The organism is Mesoflavibacter sp. (assembly GCF_964226795.1).
Lineage (GTDB): Bacteria > Bacteroidota > Bacteroidia > Flavobacteriales > Flavobacteriaceae > Mesoflavibacter > Mesoflavibacter zeaxanthinifaciens.
On record NZ_CAXQQP010000008.1, the window covers coordinates 276,960 to 295,608 of the forward strand.

Sequence of the window (18,649 nt, forward strand, 5' to 3'; positions counted from 1 at the left end):
TGAGCGTTTTTTTTATGAAACGCTTTTCTTTACGTTAAAAACGTTTTACTTTGCGTCAAATTAGTTCAAAAATGACTAATTTAGCTTAATTTATGTCATTTTTGCCCCGTTTTGGGTCTTTTAATGACCAAATTATATAAAAATATGAGCAAGATTACTGCTGCAATAACTGCTGTTGGTGCTTATGTACCAGAGTTTGTATTATCAAACAAAGTCTTAGAGACTATGGTAGATACAAACGACGAATGGATTACCACAAGAACAGGAATTAAAGAACGTAGAATTCTTAAAAAAGAAGGCGAAGGTACCTCTTACCTTGCAATAAAAGCTGCACAAGACTTACTAGAAAAAAGAAACCTAGACCCAAAAGAAATAGACTTAGTTATCGTAGCAACAGCTACGCCAGATATGCCAGTTGCATCTACAGCAGTATATACTGCCACACAGATAGGCGCAACAAATGCTTTTGCATACGATTTACAAGCAGCATGCTCTAGTTTTCTTTATGGTTTATCTACAGCAACAAGTTACATAGAGTCAGGACGATACAAAAAAGTATTATTAATAGGAGCAGATAAAATGTCTTCTATAATAGATTATACAGATCGTGCTACATGTATCATTTTTGGAGATGGAGCAGGAGCTGTTCTATTAGAACCAAACGAAGAAGGTCTAGGGTTTCAAGATGAATACCTAAGAAGTGATGGTACCGGAAGAGAATTCTTAAAAATTGAAGCAGGAGGATCTATATTACCTACCTCTCAAGAAACACTAGATAATAAACAACATTTTGTACACCAAGAAGGACGTACAGTATTTAAATTTGCTGTAGCAAATATGGCAGACGTTTGCGAAAAAATTATGCAGCGTAATAACCTATCCCATGAAGATGTTTCATGGTTAGTACCACATCAAGCTAACTTACGTATTATTGATGCAACAGCAAATAGAATGAATCTTGATGAAAGCAAAGTGCTAAAAAATATCTACAGATACGGTAACACTACATCAGCAACATTACCATTATTACTATACGACTTTGAAAAAAAGTTAAAAAAAGGAGATAACTTAATTTTTGCCGCTTTTGGAGGCGGATTTACATGGGGCTCAATTTATTTAAAATGGGCTTATAACTCTTAAACTAACTAAAACTTAAATTAATAACTTAATAATTATGGATTTAAAAGACATTCAAAACTTAATTAAATTTGTAGCAAAATCTGGCGCAAGTGAGGTTAAATTAGAAACAGATGATGTTAAAATAACAATCAAAACTGGATCAGATACAGAAACTACAATTGTACAACAAGTGCCAATGCAAGCACAAATGCCTGTACAGCCAATGCAACCAGCACCAGCTGCAGCACCTGCACCAGTTGCTACAGAAGCACCAGCTGCACCAGCAGAAGACTCTAAATATATAACTATAAAATCTCCAATAATAGGTACATTCTATAGAAAACCATCTCCGGATAAACCATTATTTGTAGAAGTAGGTCAATCTATAGCAGAAGGAGACGTATTATGTATTATCGAAGCTATGAAGTTATTTAACGAAATAGAATCTGAAGTGTCAGGTAAAATCGTTAAAATATTAGTAGATGATGCTTCTCCTGTAGAGTTTGATCAACCACTTTTCTTAGTAGACCCATCTTAATTTAGATTATTAGATCTGTTCAAGTTTCATCTTAAAAATTTGAACTATCAATAATCCTATTGTCTAATTATCTAATTCAATAAAGATGTTTAAAAAAATATTAGTTGCCAATAGAGGTGAAATAGCACTGCGTGTTATTAGAACCTGTAAAGAAATGGGCATAAAAACAGTAGCTGTATACTCTAAAGCAGACGAAGACAGTTTACATGTAAAATTTGCTGATGAGGCTGTTTGTATTGGTCCAGCACCAAGTAGCGAGTCTTATCTAAAAATGTCAAACATTATTGCAGCTGCAGAAATAACAAATGCAGACGCTATACATCCAGGATACGGTTTCCTTTCAGAAAACGCAAAATTTTCTAAAATCTGTGAAGAACACGATATTAAATTTATCGGTGCTTCAGAAGAGATGATTAATAAAATGGGAGACAAAGCTTCTGCAAAAGCAACAATGAAAGCAGCAGGAGTACCTTGTGTACCAGGTAGTGATGGTGTTATCGAAACTTTTGAAGACTGTAAAAAAATAGCAAAAGAAACAGGTTATCCTGTTATGCTTAAAGCTTCTGCAGGTGGAGGAGGAAAAGGTATGCGTGCCGTTTGGAAAGAAGAAGACCTAAAAGACGCTTGGGATTCGGCTAGACAAGAATCTAAAGCTGCATTTGGAAACGACGATATGTATATGGAAAAACTTATCGAAGAACCAAGACATATCGAAATCCAAGTAGTAGGAGATAGTACAGGTAAAGCATGTCACTTATCAGAAAGAGACTGTTCTGTACAACGTCGTCACCAAAAGTTAACAGAAGAAGTACCTTCGCCATTCATGACCGACGAGTTAAGAGATAAAATGGGTAAAGCTGCTGTAAAAGCTGCAGAATACATTAGCTACGAAGGTGCAGGAACTGTAGAGTTTCTTGTAGACAAGCACAGAAACTTCTACTTTATGGAGATGAATACGCGTATACAAGTAGAACATCCAATAACAGAACAAGTAATAGATTTTGATTTAATCCGAGAGCAAATATTAGTTGCTGCAGGAGTACCAATTTCAGGTAAAAACTATACGCCTAATTTACACTCAATAGAGTGCCGTATAAACGCAGAAGACCCTTATAATGATTTTAGACCTTCACCAGGAAAAATCACAACACTTCATGCGCCAGGAGGACATGGTGTACGTTTAGATACACACGTTTATGCAGGTTATAGTATACCGCCAAACTACGATTCTATGATTGCAAAATTAATTACCACTGCACAAACACGTGAAGAGGCAATTAATAAAATGAAACGTGCATTAGACGAGTTTGTAATAGAAGGTATCAAAACCACAATTCCATTCCATAGACAATTAATGGACCATCCAGATTACCTATCAGGTAACTATACCACTAAATTTATGGAAGATTTCAAAATGGAAAAACCAAAAGAAGATTAAAAAAATAAAACTCCGAAAGTAATTTCGGAGTTTTTTTATGGTGTTACCCTTTGTTGTTAAGTCAACAAACGGTCAGGCTATTCGTTATATCTTTTTTTCATACTTCAAAAAAGGATGCCACTACTATCCTTAACACAAAGCCAACAACAGTACTAAAAATTAAGTACATTTACATCACTTAATCTTTTACTTATTTTTTTGTGAACTTTAGCTATTGGGAAATAAAATCATGGTTAACCAACATAGACTTTACTATTATTGGCAGTGGTATTGTAGGTTTAAATTGTGCATTACAATTAAAAAAAACATATCCTAAAGCAAATATTTTAATCCTTGAAAAAGGAGTATTACCAAATGGTGCTAGTACTAAAAATGCAGGATTTGCATGCTTTGGTAGCTTAAGCGAAATTTTAGACGATTTAAATACACATACTGAAGCAGAAGTTCTACAATTAATAAACAAACGTATAAAAGGCTTAAAATTATTACGACAAACCTTAGGAGATCAAACCATTAATTATCAAGCTTTTGGTGGTTACGAGCTGTTTACAGAAAATGACAATCTATTTGAAAATTGCCTATCAAAAAAAGATTATATCAATAAGCTGCTAAAGCCAATATTTAATGCAGAAGTGTTTAGCATAAAAGACAATATATTCAATTTTAAGAACATAAAAAAGCAATACATATTTAATGCTTTTGAAGGTCAAATAGACACCGGGAAAATGATGGAAGCACTTCTTCAAAAAGTACAATCTAAAGGCATAAAAATTTTAAATAATATAACAGTTCAAAGCTTTTCAGAAAATCAAGAATCAGTTAAAGTAAAGACAAATCAATTCGAGTTTTTAACCTCAAAATTATTGATAGCTACCAACGGTTTTGCTTCACAATTAAACATTCAAAATGTAAAACCAGCACGAGCGCAAGTATTAATTACAAAACCGATAAAAGATTTATACATAAAAGGCACATTTCATTTAGATCAAGGCTATTATTATTTTAGAAATATTGATAATCGCATCCTTTTTGGAGGTGGGAGAAATCTTGATTTTAAAACAGAAGAAACTACCGTATTTGCGCAAACAAAACTCATTCAAAATAAATTAGAAGCACTTTTAAAAACCACGATTTTACCCGAAACTAACTTTGAAATTGATCACCGTTGGTCTGGTATTATGGGTGTTGGTAAACAAAAAAACACTATAGTAAAACAGGTTTCTAATAATGTGTTTTGTGGTGTTAGACTTGGTGGAATGGGCATAGCAATTGGAAGTTTAATAGGTAAAGAATTAGCAGATTTAACCCTAAATTAAGCAATGAAAAGAGTCTTTCGGTTTTTACTAAAATGTTGTGTTTGGTTTGTAATTTTAACTGTATTATGGGTTGTGATTTATCGTTATATACCAATATATTATACACCGTTAATGGTTATTCGTTCTTTTGAAAATACAGAGAAATCTTCAACATTTAAACATAATTGGGTAGATATTGAAGATATTTCAATTCACCTACAAAAAGCTGTAATTTGTAGTGAAGATCAAAAATTTGTAAACCATAATGGTTTTGATATGGAAGCGATTGAAAAGGCTTACCAAAATAATAAAAAATCAAAACGCATAAAAGGTGCAAGTACCATAAGCCAACAAACCGCAAAAAATGTATTTTTATGGCCAAACAGAAATTGGTTACGTAAAGGTCTAGAAACTTATTTTACGTTTTTAATAGAAAAATTATGGTCTAAAGAGCGTATTTTGGAAGTGTATCTTAACAGTATAGAAATGGGTAATGGCGTTTACGGCGCACAAGCAGCGTCACAACATTGGTTTGGGACTTCGGCAAAAAGATTAAATATCAATCAATCGGCTGCAATAGCTGCAATTTTGCCAAACCCAAGACGCTATAAAGCACAACCTGCAACCAGTTATATTTCGGCAAGAAAACAATGGATTATCAAACAAATGGGTTTTTACGGACCATTAAAATTTCCTAAGAAAAACGATGAAAACCCAAAACATTAAAACCCAATTATTACAGCTTTGTAATCAAAGTTTAGAGACGCGTTTACAGAGTGTTTTGGCGGTTATTGAAGATATAAAACAAAGTCTGCAAAGTGAAACAAAGAGTAGTGCAGGAGATAAGCACGAAACAGGACGCGCCATGTTGCAATTAGAACGGGAAAAAGCAGGACACCAATTAGCTGAAATTGAAAAAACGAAACAAATTCTGTCTAAAATTAACACCGAATTAACCTCTAAAAACATTGGTTTAGGTAGTGTTGTTTTCACTACAACATCTAATTACTTTATTAGCATTAGTGCTGGTGAAATTAAAGTTGAAAGTGAAGTTTTTTACGCTATTTCGGCAAATACACCAATTGGTCAATTACTTCTCGGAAAATCGGTTGGTGATAAAGTAACTTTCAGAAATATGTCTTTTGAAATTACAGAGATTTTATAATTAAAAAAGCAGACCACCATATGTTAGTCCACTTTTTTCCTTTCTAAGATTTATTTCTTCTTCTTTTCTCTCTTTTTACACGCCAAGGTGCATTTTTTTGCCAATCGCCTGCCATAATACAACCGTAAGGTAGTACCTCATCAATGACATTTCCTAAACCGAATTCCTCCATTTGGTTTCTAACGGTTTGAGCATTTTTATAAGCGCTTGGTAATTCGGTAATATCAATTTCTTTAGAGAAAAACCTAACATCTAATCCGCGTGTTTCTTCCTTAAAAATTTGCATAATGCTTCCCGTTTTGCTCTTTCTATGTTGTGTACGGCTTACGTTTCTACCAGCACCATGTGGCGCAAAACCTAAATTGGTTTTGGTAGTGGCACCATCAACAATTAATACAGGCTCAGACATATTTAAAGGTATTAATCTTGGACCTGTAATATCTGGCATAAACTTAGCATCTAAAGGTGTTGCGCCTTTCGCATGGTAAAATAAATCGCCATCTTTAAATACAAAGTTATGCTCGTTCCAGTAACGGTTTTCAATAGCAATTTCTAAACTTTCTGCAACCGAATTATGAATCACCTCATGATTGGTTTTTGTCCATTGTCTTATGGTCTGTAAAGCTTGCCAATAGCCTTGACCTTCTTTTGTATCAAAAGGAATCCATGCGTTTTGTTTTAACGTTTCTGGTGATAATATTTTTCTAAAACGTTCGGCTATTTTCATACCTTTTGTATACAATCTAGCACCAGGACCACGTGATCCGTGATGCGTTACCAACATAGTGTTTCCTGTTTTTTTAGAGGTACCAACAAACAAGAAATGGTTACCATCGCCTTGAGTTCCTAAATGAGCTCTTGCGGCTTGGATCATTTGTTGGTCTTTTAAGAAATAATTGTTTTCAAAAGCTTCTAATAGTTCTTTCGGAAATCTAAATTGCGTATTTCTATCGCGTCCGCCAGGACCAAAATGTGTATTAGCATGTGCTGCGTTTAGCACGTCTTTTGGGTTGACTTTTCCAAAGTCTGTTAGCATGACCGAACAACAAATATCTGCACTATGCATACCTGGATGAATAGCATTTTTAGCTACTGCAACGCCGCCAACAGGAATGGTTCCGTCTGGTCCCGTTGGGCAAGCATCTGGCATAATAGCACCATTGACTAATGTTGGTGTTTTCATTAAGGTTTGCATCGAGTTAATGACTTTAGAAACGTTATCTTCTTCTAACTCGTTTTCTGCTTTTATGTTAATTGAAAAGTCTAAAGGTTTACTATGTAGTGGTAATGGATCTGGTAACTTGTATTGCTCTAAATAACTTTGTAAAGCATTGCCTTGTAATTGGTTTTCGTTGATGTAAATCAATGCTTCTTGCATCCATTTGCCTTGTCTGTAACCTAAATTGATTAAGTCTTTTCCGGTTATTTTTGTGTTTGTTTCCATTGTTTTATTTCCCACGTTGGTGATAATGTTTTTTTCTTTTATCTTTCAATTTAACGAGATTCTTCGCTGTCGCTCTGAATGACATTACAAATATTATAGTGTATTACGCAATGTTTTTGCGTTTTTGTATTTTTTTATTTAACAAAATGCTTATTGGTTTAGCCCGCGTAAGCGATTGAAGTGGCATCCTTTTGCTTGCAAAAGATATAACGTAAAGCGCGACCACGCCACTAAAAGCGTGGTTACGCCCAAAAAATTACTTGTTTACCGAAAAAATATCTTTTAATTGCTCGATCACGTTTCCGTTTCCGGCTACAGTGATTTCGCCAATTTTATCGGCTATTTTTTCTACGTATTCCATTTCTTTTAATTTGAACAACATGCTGTTGTCTTCCATTAATTTTGCGGTATTTAACAAGCTACGTGTCGATGCGGTTTCTTCGCGTCTTGTAATTACGTTGGCTTGCGCTTTTTTCTGTGCAATTAATACTTGGTTCATGATGTCTTTCATGTCGCCTGGTAAAATTACATCGCGCATACCGGCATGTAATACGTTTACGCCTAACTTGCTGGCTTGCGCTTTTACGTCTTCTAGAACTGCTTTTGCTATTTGGTCTTTTTGCTCTAACAATTCGTCTAAGGTGTAAGCGCCAACGTATGCTCTTAAGGCTAATTGCAAGCTTGTGTACAATTGTTTTTCGTAATCTTTATTTTGCATTAATGCCGTTTCGATATCGATTACTTTGTACTGTGCGTAAAAGTTAATACGTACCGCTGCTTTGTCTTTGGTTAACAACTCTTGACCTGACACTTCTAATTGTAACTGACGTAAATCTGCTTTTGCGATTTTTATAGTTTGATTGTTTCTCCAGAAGTGGTATGTACCGTGATCTAAGATTTTATCGAACTTATCGTCTACAATCATAATGGCTTTTTCGTATGCTGCTACTTCGAAAGCGCGTATGTATTGTCTTAATTGCATATTGGTGTATAATGACTTGCTGATGTTTTCTGTGATTTCGATTTTACTTAAATCTACAGTAACAAATTTATAGTCTACCAACGTGTTCCAAAAGGTGTATTGACCAGCGGTTAGCACTTGCTTAAAGTTGTTGTACGTGTAAACTAAAACAATTTGATTGTCTTCTACATTTACAACGTGTAACATGTTGGCTAAAGCTTGGTCTTCTAGTAAGATTTCCAATGCTTTAGGCGCATTAAAAGCTGTAGTTAAGCTGTATGTTATAACGCTTTCGTTAAAGCCTAACCAATGTGTACCACTAGTAATTACGCGTTTGTAATCACCGTTTTTAAATACTAAACCTACGTTTCCTGCATGAATTCTTACTCTCTTCATGATTTCTAATTATTATGTTCTGATTGCATTATTTTTTAAATATCAGAACGGTTATACATTTATAATAGGATTTTCAAGCTTATGCTGAAAATGATCTATTCTTAGTTAAAGCAAAATAAAAGTTAACCATCTTTCTTACTACGGAAATACTACGGTTTTATAGCGCTTTACATAATGTTTAGTAGATGATTTTTAAATGTTTACACCGAAAAAATTTCAATGATTTGATTTAAAAATGAATCTTTAAAAGATTACCCAAAGTGACTTTAAATACATTAGTATTTCAAGGTGTTGTCTAGACTGCTTTTTGTAAAAATTACATAAGCTAGCCAACTTATACTTTGCTTTTGTTTTTAGAGCCATTTTTTACGTGATGGCAACACTGGTGGTCTATTTTTACAAGTGACCTTCTTGATCAAAAAAGATGGATTAAAGTCCATTTTCAAAACTGTAACCTAAATACAGCGCGTTTACCAATTTCGCCACAAGACCGTTAGATCTTGGTAGGATTCGAACCTACAATTTGAATCTATTGCTTAACCGCTAAGCTACTTCCCGTTAGAGAAGACAGGATTCGAACCTGTGTACATAGATGGGATTATTTATTTGGTCAAATAACCTAAAAACCTTCAAGCCAAGTTGAACATAAATACCTAATGCGAAACTGCAAGGATTTATACAATAGTGCTATACAGAAACACTTAACAAGACTTACTTGATATTTTAATTGTCTGAGAGATAGGATTCGAACCTACAACCTCTCGCTTCCAAAGCGAGTAAACCAACCATCGTTATCCTCTCAGTTATGTTTAAGAACTTTTATTAAGCTTCACCAGTTCCTTCGACTGGTGAAGCGCTGCTTTAAAAGTCTGATTCCAAAAGACTTTTTGTTATCTACTCTGCAAATATTTTACGCTATTGCGCAATATTTTTGCGTAGTTTAAAATTTATTTTTTCTTCTTCTTTTTCTTGTCTTTTTTGCTCTTTTTCTTCTTAGAGGCTTTTTTCTTTTTAGGTTTTATTTTGTCTTTAATCCTAGATATTTCATTATCTATATGACTTATAAAATCTCTATTGTAACCAAATGCTTTTGCTGTTTTTAATGCTTTTATGGCTTTTTTGTATACTGTTTGATACTCTAAAAGCATACCTTGATAATACCAGATTAAGCCTTTATCTATGCCTTTAACGGTTAGCGCAAAGTCTATTAAATTTTGAGCTTCTTGATAATCGTCGTTCCAGATTAATACTAAAATGTATTTATCATAAACCTTATGAAAATCCATTTTATTAGCTAAAGCTTCTGCAAAATAGTGCTTGGCTGTTTCATAGTCGCCTAACTGTTCTGCTTGTAATTGTCCCATTAAATACAAAGCGTAAGCGTTGTTACTTTCGTAAGACAAAGCGTAGTTTAGGTTTTCTACAGTTTCTTCTAATTCGTATGGATAAGCATCTATAGCCTTAAGCACGTAGTTGTTTAACAAATTCGTGTCCATTGTTTTATGTTTTTCTGAATTAAATTCAGTGTTATTTTTTTAATCAATTAAAATGAGATGCTTCGACAAGCTCAGCATGACATTCTGTTTTTATTTTAATGTTTCGGGGAAATGTTTTAGCAGACTTGCTAATGGCTGAAAAACAAAAAATCCGAAACAGTTAAAAATTTGCTTCGGATTTTTCATTTTGTATGAATTTACAAAAGTTTATCTACAATAATCACGAAGCAGCACAAAAGGTAAAAGTCCTTTTGGTTCTGGTTGATATGTTATAAATAAACGCATTGTTCTAATTTTTAATTTTAAATATTTTGACTGCTGTTTGTTAGTCAATTGCGATGCAAAGATTTAGATTTATTTTTCAATTTTCAAAATTTATTTTTTGTATTTCAGGAAATTACAACCCTTAATACGTAGTATTAACTTTTTTTGAAAAAAGCAAGAATTTTTTGTTTTAGCGTTATTTTTTTAGGTTTGATTATTGGTTTTATAACTTTTTTAGACTCAATTTTGATAGGTTTAAAAGAAGGTAATTCTTGTTCTAACATTATTTTTAATATCTCAAAATCGTCAGATTTTTCAAAAATATTAAGCGTTTCTTCGGCGTAAAACTTAGCTTCAGCTTCAAGTTCTCCTTCTTGTTCAAATTCTTCCTTTACAAGATCAAAGATGTCATACAAACAGTACAATTTCCATAGTATTGAAAAATTTGTATCAAAATTAAAACCGTTAAATTCTTCTTTTAAAATTAGATGTGTTTCATCAAAAGTTTTGCTGCTTATTATCTTTTCACAAATGTTTTCAATCCTAAATACTTCAATTTGTTCTTCGCTTATATATTCTTTGAAAATATTTGTTAATAATTGTTTCCACTTATTTGATTTATAATTGACTTCAATTACATCAAAATAAAAAGAATTAGAGTCCAAATTTTCTAAGATTTCTTCGCAATTGTATAACCAATTTTCAAATTCTGAAACTGTGATTTTTCCAGTTAACACATCAAATATTTTTCGTTTTAAAGTTTCCATTTTTTAATATTTGAAGCAAAGGTTTCATTTTAATACGCAATCTTTTTGCGCATTAAATTAAATGTGAATATTTTAGGTTAAAATTCCACTTAAATGGCTGTAAATAAAAATGCATTAATTAGATATAAAACCATTGATAAATGTCTTCAAAATAACTATCGAGAATGGACACTTGACGACTTAATTACTGCTTGTTCTGATGCGCTTTACGAGTATGAAGGTAAAGATGTAGATGTAAGTAAACGTACTGTGCAATTAGATATACAAATGATGCGTAGTGATAAATTAGGCTATAATGCGCCAATAGTGGTTTACAATCGTAAATTTTATAAATACGACAATCCAGAATACAGCATTGTAAACATACCTGTAACCGATAAAGATATTAAGGTAATGAACGAAGCTATACAAGTGCTAAGGCAATTTAAAGACTTCTCATTATTTAAAGAAATGGATGGCGTTTTACAGCGTTTGGAAGATTCGGTGTATGCGTCGCAAAAGGACAATCGCGCTATTATTCATTTAGATAAAAACGAACAACTAAAAGGTTTAGAGTTTATTGATGTTATTTATAACGCGATACAATCTAAAAAAGTGATTAAAGTGTCATATCAATCGTTTTCTGCAAGAACTTCTAGCGTTATGCAAGTGCATCCGCAGTTATTAAAAGAATTTAATAACCGTTGGTTTTTGCTAGCGTCTCACAAACAAAAAATGATCACTTTGGCTTTAGATAGAATAATAAACATTAATATTGAAGACAACGTAGATTATATTGATTTGCAAATTGAAGGTGACAACTTTTACAAAGACGTTGTTGGTGTTACGGTATCCAACTCTAGAGCGCAACGCATACAATTTTGGGTTGATAAAAAAAATGCACCTTATGTGGTTACTAAACCTTTTCATCCGTCCCAACGTACAATAAAAACCAGAGAAGATGGTACTATTTTTAATATTTTCGTTCAACATAATTTTGAGTTAGAACGACTCATTTTAGGTTTTGGTGATAGTATTGAAGTTTTAAAACCTAAAAAATTAAGAGACCGAATTTTAGGAAAATTAAAACAATCGGTTAAAAATTATTCCGAAATTGATAAGTAAATTTCTTGTCCTTTTTCTATTGAATTATGATGCTCAAAAAACACTTTGTCGCCATTTAAATTAGCTTCAATTAAGTAGTGATTGCCTTTAAAATAACTAGTAATTATAGTTGCTTTTAGATTAGATTTTTCAACGACTTTTAATTGATTTGCGTAAACAATTCTGTCATCAATCACATTAAATTCGTCAAAAAAAGAAGCAATTAATGGTGTTTTAGGATTGTTATATAATTGTTCTGGTTTACCTTGTTCTAAGATTTTTTTATCCTCCAAAACAATCATATTATCGGCAAATCCTAATACATCTTCTTTGTCATGTGTTGCTACAATACAAGCTATGTTTTTATCTTTTAAATACTTATATACATTACGTCTTAAGCTCTGTTTTTTAAAATTATCAATGTGACTAAAAGGTTCATCCAACAAGATAATTTCTGGTTGCTTTGCTAAAGCTCTTGCTAGTGCCACACGTTGTTTTTGTCCGCCAGATAGTGTTTTTACTTTTACATTGGCAAATGCTTCTAACTCTACAACGTTTAGTAGTTCTCCGGTACGCTCTTCTCGTTCTTCAGGATAAAATCTTGACAGATGTTTGGCAATATTTTCAGCAACGGTTATGTATGGCATTAAATCGAATTCTTGATGTACATATTTCATAAACTCATAACCAACCACTAAGTTATATTTTGGACCTAAAATTTCGGTGTCTTTCCAAAAAATGTGTCCTTGATTTAAATCAAATTCGCCATAAATAAGATTTAATAACGTACTTTTTCCTGAGCCACTTTCGCCAATAATAGCGAGGTTTTCACCAGTTTGAACTTTAAAAGAAATATCTTTTAAAATAGGTGTATTTTTATATGAAAATGTTAGGTTTTGTACGTTTAGCATAGTTGCAAAAATAGTATAAAAAAAACCGCTTAAATTAACTTTTAAGCGGTTTGATGTATTTTTATCTTTATTCTTAATTTTTAAAATCTTCAATTTTTTCAGGCAGTACATCAAATCCCATATTGAATAGTGTAAACCCGTAAATATCTGCATATTGTTCTATGGTTTTACTTACCGGTGTACCAGCACCATGACCTGCATCGGTTTCAATTCTAATTAAAACAGGGTTATCTCCTTTTTGTTTTGCTTGTAGTTCTGCCGCAAATTTAAAGCTATGTGCAGGTACAACTCTATCATCATGATCTCCAGTGGTAACCATTGTTGCAGGATATTGTGTACCTTCTTTTACATTGTGTACAGGCGAGTATCCTTTTAAGTATTCAAACATTTCCTTGTTATCTTCAGCCGTACCGTAATCGTATGCCCAACCAGCACCAGCGGTAAATGTATGGTAGCGTAACATATCTAAAACACCAACAGCAGGTAAAGCAACCTTCATTAAATCTGGTCGTTGCGTCATAGTTGCGCCAACTAGTAATCCTCCGTTTGATCCACCTCTAATTGCTAAGTAATCTGACGAGGTATATTTGTTCTCTATAAGATATTCTGCAGCAGCAATAAAATCGTCAAAAACATTTTGTTTTTTTAGTTGTGTTCCGGCATCATGCCAAGCTTTTCCGTATTCTCCACCACCACGTAAATTTGGTACAGCATAAATACCTCCTTGCTCCATCCAAACCGCATTTGCTATACTAAAACTTGGTGTTAAGCTAATATTGAAGCCACCATATCCGTAAAGTATTGTTGGGTTTTTTCCGTTAAGTTCGATACCTTTTTTATGTGTAATTATCATAGGTACTTTTGTACCGTCTTTTGAGGTATAAAATACTTGTTTACTTTCGTAATTTTCGGGATTAAAATCGATATCTGGTTTACGGTACAATTCTGATGTTCCGTTTTCGATATCGTACTTATAGATGCTTCCTGGTGTTACATAGTTTGTAAACGAGTAGTAAAGCTCTTTTTCTTCTTTTTTAGCACCAAATCCGCCAGCACTTCCAACACCAGGTAATTCTACTTCGCGCACTAGTTTACCAGAATAATCATATTGTAATACTTTTGATACAGCATCTACCATATATTCTGCAAAAAAGTATCCACCAGCTTTTGATGCGCTTAATACATTTTTAGTTTCAGGAATGATATCCTTCCAGTTCTCTGGAGCTGGATTTGAGGCATTAACAGTTACTAATCTTTGGTTAGGCGCATTAAGATTTGTTACTATAAATAGCTGATCGCCTTCGTTTTCTATAATGTATGTGTCACTATCTGTGTGATCTAAAATGGTTACAAAATCACTATTTGGTTTTGTTAAATCTTTAATTAATAATTTGTTTCCTGAGGTTGATACACGAGGAGAAAGAATTAGAAATCTATCGTCTCTAGTAACATTTCCATAGATATAACGGTGTTTTTCGGCTTCTGTACCACCATAAATTAACTGGTCTTCGCTTTGTGGTGTTCCTAATTTATGATAATAGACTTTGTGTTGGTCTGTTTTTGCAGATAACTCGCTTCCTTTAGGTTTATCATAGCTTGAGTAATAGAAACCTTCGTTTTTGTACCAAGACATACCACTAAACTTAATATCTACTAAAGTATCTTCTATAATTTCTTTAGTTTCTACATCCATAATTAAAATTTTACGCCAATCGCTTCCTCCTTCAGAAATGGCATAGGCTAAAATCTTTCCGTTTTTAGAAAAACTAGTTCCTCCAAGAGAGATTGTTCCGTCTTCTTTAAATGTATTTGGGTCTAAGAAAACTTCGGCTGTTTTTGGATCTTCACCTGTTTTGTAACGATAAATAACGTATTGGTTTTGTAGACCATCATTTTTATAGAAATAAGTATAGTCACCTTCTTTAAAAGGAGATCCTATTTTTTCGTAATTCCATAATTTAGATAGACGTTCTTTTAATTGCTCTCTGTAAGGTATGTTTGCTAAGTAACCTTGAGTTACTTTATTTTCTGCTTTAACCCAAGCTTCAGTTTCTTCACTTCTATCATCTTCTAACCATCTGTATGGGTCTTTTACTGTTTCACCAAAATAAGTATCTACAGTATCTACTTGTTTAGTTTCTGGGTAGGTAAGTTTGATTGTTTCTTTTTGCTTCATTTCTTCTTTACAAGACATTATGGTAATTAGGGAAAATAGACCAATAGCTAATTTTTTCATTTTTAAGTGAATTTGTATTTAATAGCTTTAAAAATACGCAAAAAAGCGTTTGTAAACTTGTTACAAACGCTTTTTTAAGATTTTTTTAAATAGAAAACAAACTTATATAAGTTTGTTTTCTATTAGATATTCTGCAATTTGAACAGTATTTGTTGCTGCTCCTTTACGTAAATTGTCTGCAACAATCCACATATTTAATGTGTTTGGTTGAGTTTCGTCACGTCTTATGCGTCCAACAAAAACATCGTCTTTATCATGCGCATAAATTGGCATTGGATAAGTGTTTGTATTTGTATTGTCTTGCACAGTAACACCAGGTGTTTGACTTAATAAAGACCTAACCTCGTCAAGGTTAAAGTCGTTTTCAAACTCTACATTTACAGACTCGCTATGTCCACCTGCAGTTGGTATTCTTACCGCTGTTGCAGAAACAGAGAATGTACGATCGTCAAGAATTTTTTGAGGTTCGCGTGCTAATTTCATTTCTTCTTTAGTGTAACCGTTAGCTTCAAAAACGTCACAATGCGGTAATGCGTTTTTGCCTATTGGATATGGGTAAGCCATTTCGCCTTCAATACCTGCAATTTCATTTTCTAATTGTCTAACTGCTTTAACACCAGTACCAGAAACAGATTGATAAGTTGAAACAACAACACGTTTCATTTTATATTTTTGATGAAGTGGTGCCAAGCACATTACCAATTGTATTGTAGAGCAGTTAGGATTAGCAATAATTTTATCTTCTTTAGTCAATTGACTTGCATTAATTTCTGGCACTACTAACTTTTTAGTCTCATCCATACGCCAAGCAGAAGAGTTATCTACTACTGTTGTGCCAGCATCTGCAAATTTTGGAGCCCATTCTAAAGAAGTAGATCCTCCAGCAGAAAATAAAGCAATGTCAGGACGCATAGAAACTGCTGTTTCTAAACCAACAACTTTATAATCTTTGTTTTTGTAGGTTATTGTTTTTCCAACAGATCTTTCTGAAGCTACAGGTATTAATTCTGTTATTGGAAAATTACGTTCTGCTAATACTTTTAACATGACTTCGCCAACCATTCCTGTGGCACCAACAATTGCTACTTTCATCTTTTTTGATTTAAAAAATTTGCACGTAAAATTAGAGTATTTATAGTATTAGAACGCTAATAATTTCTTAAAAAAAGACCAAAAAAAATCAGGAACTATTAATAATTCCTGATTTAGTATAAAATGTGTTATCTAGATTACTTTTTTAAAGCGTCTCTAATTTCTTTTAATAAGTCAATCTCTGATGGTCCTGCAGGAGCTGCTGGAGCTTCTTCTTTTGGCTTTTTAGTTTTGTTGTATGCTTTTACAATCATAAACAATACAAATCCTACAGTAATTAAATTAATGATAGCATTAATCCATTTACCATATAAAATTGCATTTTCTGGTGTTGTTACGGTTCCTTCTGCATCTACTACAGCTGGAGATAATACTACTTTAAGGTCTTCAAAGTTCATTCCACCAGCAAAATGACCAACAATTGGCATCATAATGTCAGATACAAATCCATTTACAACCATTCCTACTGCACCAGCAAGAATTACAGCTACTGCTAAATCTATGACATTTCCTGTCATGATAAAATTCTTAAATTCTTTAAGCATAATCTTAAAATTTTACGTTAGTTAATTTTTAATATGAGATTCAAATTACTTAAAATTTTAACACAAACCGATTTTAAGTAGCATAAAAAAAGAGTTTTTATCGATTAAAGACACGTTTTATACGTTGAGAGATAGCTGTGATTAATTCGTAAGAAATAGATTGCACAGTTTCTGCTAAATCTTCTGCAGTGTTATGCGCATCAAAAATTATGACTTCGTCTCCTTCTTTACAGTTTATATTAGTAACGTCTACCATAATCATATCCATACAAACATTACCTAAAATAGGTGCTTTTTGGTTATGTATTACTATATAACCTTTACCTTTACCATACTGTCTTTTTATACCATCTGCATGTCCAATAGGTATTGTTGCAGTTGTTGTATCTTGTTTAGCAATATAACCTCTGTTGTAGCCTAAACTGTCTCCTTTTTTAAGATGGTGAATTTGAGAGATAATACTTTTTAAATTAGCTATTGGCTTTAAATCTTTTTTGTGTTTAGCATCGTTACCAAAGCCATATAATCCTATACCACTTCTTACCATATCAAAATGTGCTTCGGGATAATTTAATATTCCTGATGTGTTACACATATGTAAGAAAGTATTGTAACCTAAACCAGAATTAAAAGTTTTTGCAATGTTTTTAAAACTTTCAATTTGATTTAAAGTAAATTCTCTTTCATTTAAATCTTCGCTTGCTGCTAAGTGTGAAAATAGAGATCGCACTTTGATACTTTTAGTTGTTTTTAAGCTACTTAAAACAGTTTGGATATCATGTTCTGAAAAGCCAATTCGGTTTAATCCTGTATTAAATTTTATATGAACAGGATAATTGGTTTGTTTATGTTTTTCCGCGCAAGCGATAAATGTTTCTAGAATACGTTTAGAGTATATGCTGGGTTCTAAACAACGTTTGATTATAGTATCAAAATTTACCGGTTGTGGATGCAGTACCAATATGGGTTTTGTAACGCCAGCATCGCGTAATGCAACACCTTCGTAGCTATAGGCAACAGCAAAATAATCTACGTCTAAGTCTTGTAAATATTTAGCAATTTCTACAGCATCACTACCATATGCAAATGCTTTTACTACTGCTAAAAATTTGGTGTTTGCAGTGGTTTTTGATTTTAAAAACGTAAAATTTTGTTTTAGTGTTTTTAAATCAATTTCAAGAATAGTTTCTTGTGCCTTATCCATTTTTTGCTTCTGGATTAGTATCTAATGGTTTAGCGTCGGTTACTTTTATGTTTTTAATTTTTTCGCGCATGGTTGCCTTGTAATATGCTGCGCGACTTAAAGGTTCATACTCTTCTGTTTCTCCTAAAAGTACTAAGTTGTCGTTTTGAGATTTACGATAGCTGTATTGTGCTAGGTTACCTGTTCTTGTACATACAGCGTGTACTTTAGTAACATACTCTGCAGTTGCCATTAAAAAAGGCATTGGTCCAAAAGGATTACCTTTAAAGTCCATATCTAAACCAGCAACAATAACTCTAATACCTTTATTTGCTAGGTCATTACATACTTTTACAATTTCGTCATCAAAAAATTGAGCTTCGTCAATACCTACAACATCACAATTATCTGCTAAAATAGGAATATTTGCAGCAGCCGGTACAGGAGTTGATCGAATAGAGTTTGAGTCGTGAGATACAACTTCTTCTTCGTCATATCTTACATCTATAGCCGGTTTAAAAATTTCGACTTTTTGTTTTGCAAATTGGGCGCGTTTTAGTCTTCTTATTAGCTCTTCGGTTTTACCGGAAAACATTGATCCACAGATGACTTCAATCCATCCAAATTGTTCTTTTTGATTTACTGTATTTTCAAGAAACATTTTGTAATTTTAACACTAGAATAAGAATGGTACTTGTTTTCTATAAAGGTGGCCC

Annotated in this window: 17 protein-coding genes and 1 tRNA gene; 7 read left to right on the forward strand and 11 right to left on the reverse strand. The window is 32.9% G+C overall.

All coding sequences use genetic code 11. The features are described 5' to 3' along the window. Positions 1 to 144 precede the first annotated feature (144 nt). The 6 genes from ACEQT4_RS08210 (at position 145) to ACEQT4_RS08235 (ending at position 5,555) form a co-directional block, all read left to right on the forward strand. On the forward strand, positions 145 to 1,140 hold the full coding sequence (locus ACEQT4_RS08210) for a beta-ketoacyl-ACP synthase III (protein ID WP_370226931.1): 996 nt from the start codon (positions 145 to 147) through the stop codon (positions 1,138 to 1,140). Positions 1,141 to 1,174: 34 nt separating this feature from the next. After that, complete coding sequence (gene accB, locus ACEQT4_RS08215; RefSeq protein ID WP_027879376.1) at positions 1,175 to 1,657, forward strand: acetyl-CoA carboxylase biotin carboxyl carrier protein; 483 nt, start codon at positions 1,175 to 1,177, stop codon at positions 1,655 to 1,657. Between the two features lie 85 nt (positions 1,658 to 1,742). Beyond that, the gene (gene accC, locus ACEQT4_RS08220) at positions 1,743 to 3,095 is read left to right on the forward strand and encodes an acetyl-CoA carboxylase biotin carboxylase subunit (protein ID WP_106680863.1); all 1,353 of its coding nucleotides are present in this window, start codon (positions 1,743 to 1,745) and stop codon (positions 3,093 to 3,095) included. A 200-nt stretch (positions 3,096 to 3,295) separates the two neighbouring features. Continuing rightward, positions 3,296 to 4,411, forward strand: coding sequence for an NAD(P)/FAD-dependent oxidoreductase (locus tag ACEQT4_RS08225; RefSeq protein WP_370226933.1), 1,116 nt, complete (start codon positions 3,296 to 3,298; stop codon positions 4,409 to 4,411). Between the two features lie 3 nt (positions 4,412 to 4,414). Next, positions 4,415 to 5,116 carry a monofunctional biosynthetic peptidoglycan transglycosylase gene (gene mtgA / locus ACEQT4_RS08230; protein WP_370226935.1) on the forward strand — a complete coding sequence of 234 codons (702 nt, stop codon included), beginning with the start codon at positions 4,415 to 4,417 and terminating at the stop codon, positions 5,114 to 5,116. Then, a complete protein-coding gene (locus tag ACEQT4_RS08235) occupies positions 5,097 to 5,555 on the forward strand; it encodes a GreA/GreB family elongation factor (RefSeq protein WP_370226936.1) in 459 nt (152 codons plus the stop codon). The genes mtgA and ACEQT4_RS08235 overlap by 20 nt, the downstream gene beginning before the upstream one ends. Positions 5,556 to 5,598: 43 nt before the next feature. On the opposite strand, the gene ACEQT4_RS08240 is transcribed toward ACEQT4_RS08235, so the two are convergent. The 5 genes from ACEQT4_RS08240 to ACEQT4_RS08260 all read right to left on the reverse strand — a co-directional run bounded on the left by ACEQT4_RS08240 (position 5,599) and on the right by ACEQT4_RS08260 (position 10,883). Continuing rightward, a complete protein-coding gene (locus ACEQT4_RS08240) occupies positions 5,599 to 6,999 on the reverse strand; it encodes an RtcB family protein (protein WP_370226937.1) in 1,401 nt (466 codons plus the stop codon). Between the two features lie 256 nt (positions 7,000 to 7,255). Continuing rightward, positions 7,256 to 8,356, reverse strand: coding sequence for a slipin family protein (locus ACEQT4_RS08245; protein WP_370226938.1), 1,101 nt, complete (start codon positions 8,354 to 8,356; stop codon positions 7,256 to 7,258). A gap of 730 nt (positions 8,357 to 9,086) precedes the next feature. Beyond that, positions 9,087 to 9,159, reverse strand: a tRNA-Pro gene (locus ACEQT4_RS08250). A gap of 144 nt (positions 9,160 to 9,303) precedes the next feature. Then, the gene (locus tag ACEQT4_RS08255) at positions 9,304 to 9,852 is read right to left on the reverse strand and encodes a hypothetical protein (RefSeq protein WP_370226940.1); all 549 of its coding nucleotides are present in this window, start codon (positions 9,850 to 9,852) and stop codon (positions 9,304 to 9,306) included. 419 nt (positions 9,853 to 10,271) lie between these two features. Next, positions 10,272 to 10,883: a hypothetical protein gene (locus tag ACEQT4_RS08260; RefSeq protein WP_370226941.1), complete on the reverse strand. Its 612-nt coding sequence runs from the start codon at positions 10,881 to 10,883 to the stop codon at positions 10,272 to 10,274. A gap of 93 nt (positions 10,884 to 10,976) precedes the next feature. Between ACEQT4_RS08260 and ACEQT4_RS08265 the strand changes: the two genes are divergently transcribed. Next, complete coding sequence (locus ACEQT4_RS08265; protein ID WP_370226942.1) at positions 10,977 to 11,987, forward strand: helix-turn-helix transcriptional regulator; 1,011 nt, start codon at positions 10,977 to 10,979, stop codon at positions 11,985 to 11,987. Here the strand turns inward: ACEQT4_RS08265 and ACEQT4_RS08270 are convergent. The 6 genes from ACEQT4_RS08270 to ACEQT4_RS08295 form a co-directional block, all read right to left on the reverse strand. Next, positions 11,966 to 12,877, reverse strand: coding sequence for an ABC transporter ATP-binding protein (locus ACEQT4_RS08270; protein ID WP_370226985.1), 912 nt, complete (start codon positions 12,875 to 12,877; stop codon positions 11,966 to 11,968). The two genes, ACEQT4_RS08265 and ACEQT4_RS08270, sit on opposite strands and share 22 nt — an antisense overlap. A 73-nt stretch (positions 12,878 to 12,950) precedes the next feature. Beyond that, positions 12,951 to 15,113, reverse strand: a complete 2,163-nt coding sequence (locus ACEQT4_RS08275) for a prolyl oligopeptidase family protein (protein WP_370226944.1) — start codon at positions 15,111 to 15,113, stop codon at positions 12,951 to 12,953. Positions 15,114 to 15,215: 102 nt separating this feature from the next. Further along, the gene (locus ACEQT4_RS08280) at positions 15,216 to 16,205 is read right to left on the reverse strand and encodes an aspartate-semialdehyde dehydrogenase (protein ID WP_370226945.1); all 990 of its coding nucleotides are present in this window, start codon (positions 16,203 to 16,205) and stop codon (positions 15,216 to 15,218) included. 137 nt (positions 16,206 to 16,342) lie between these two features. After that, complete coding sequence (mscL, locus tag ACEQT4_RS08285) at positions 16,343 to 16,750, reverse strand: large conductance mechanosensitive channel protein MscL (RefSeq protein WP_027879388.1); 408 nt, start codon at positions 16,748 to 16,750, stop codon at positions 16,343 to 16,345. 97 nt (positions 16,751 to 16,847) lie between these two features. Further along, complete coding sequence (alr, locus tag ACEQT4_RS08290; protein ID WP_370226946.1) at positions 16,848 to 17,954, reverse strand: alanine racemase; 1,107 nt, start codon at positions 17,952 to 17,954, stop codon at positions 16,848 to 16,850. Beyond that, entirely contained in the window at positions 17,947 to 18,594 is a 648-nt protein-coding gene (locus ACEQT4_RS08295) for a thymidine kinase (RefSeq protein WP_027879390.1), read from the reverse strand. The genes alr and ACEQT4_RS08295 overlap by 8 nt, the downstream gene beginning before the upstream one ends. Positions 18,595 to 18,649 lie beyond the last annotated feature (55 nt).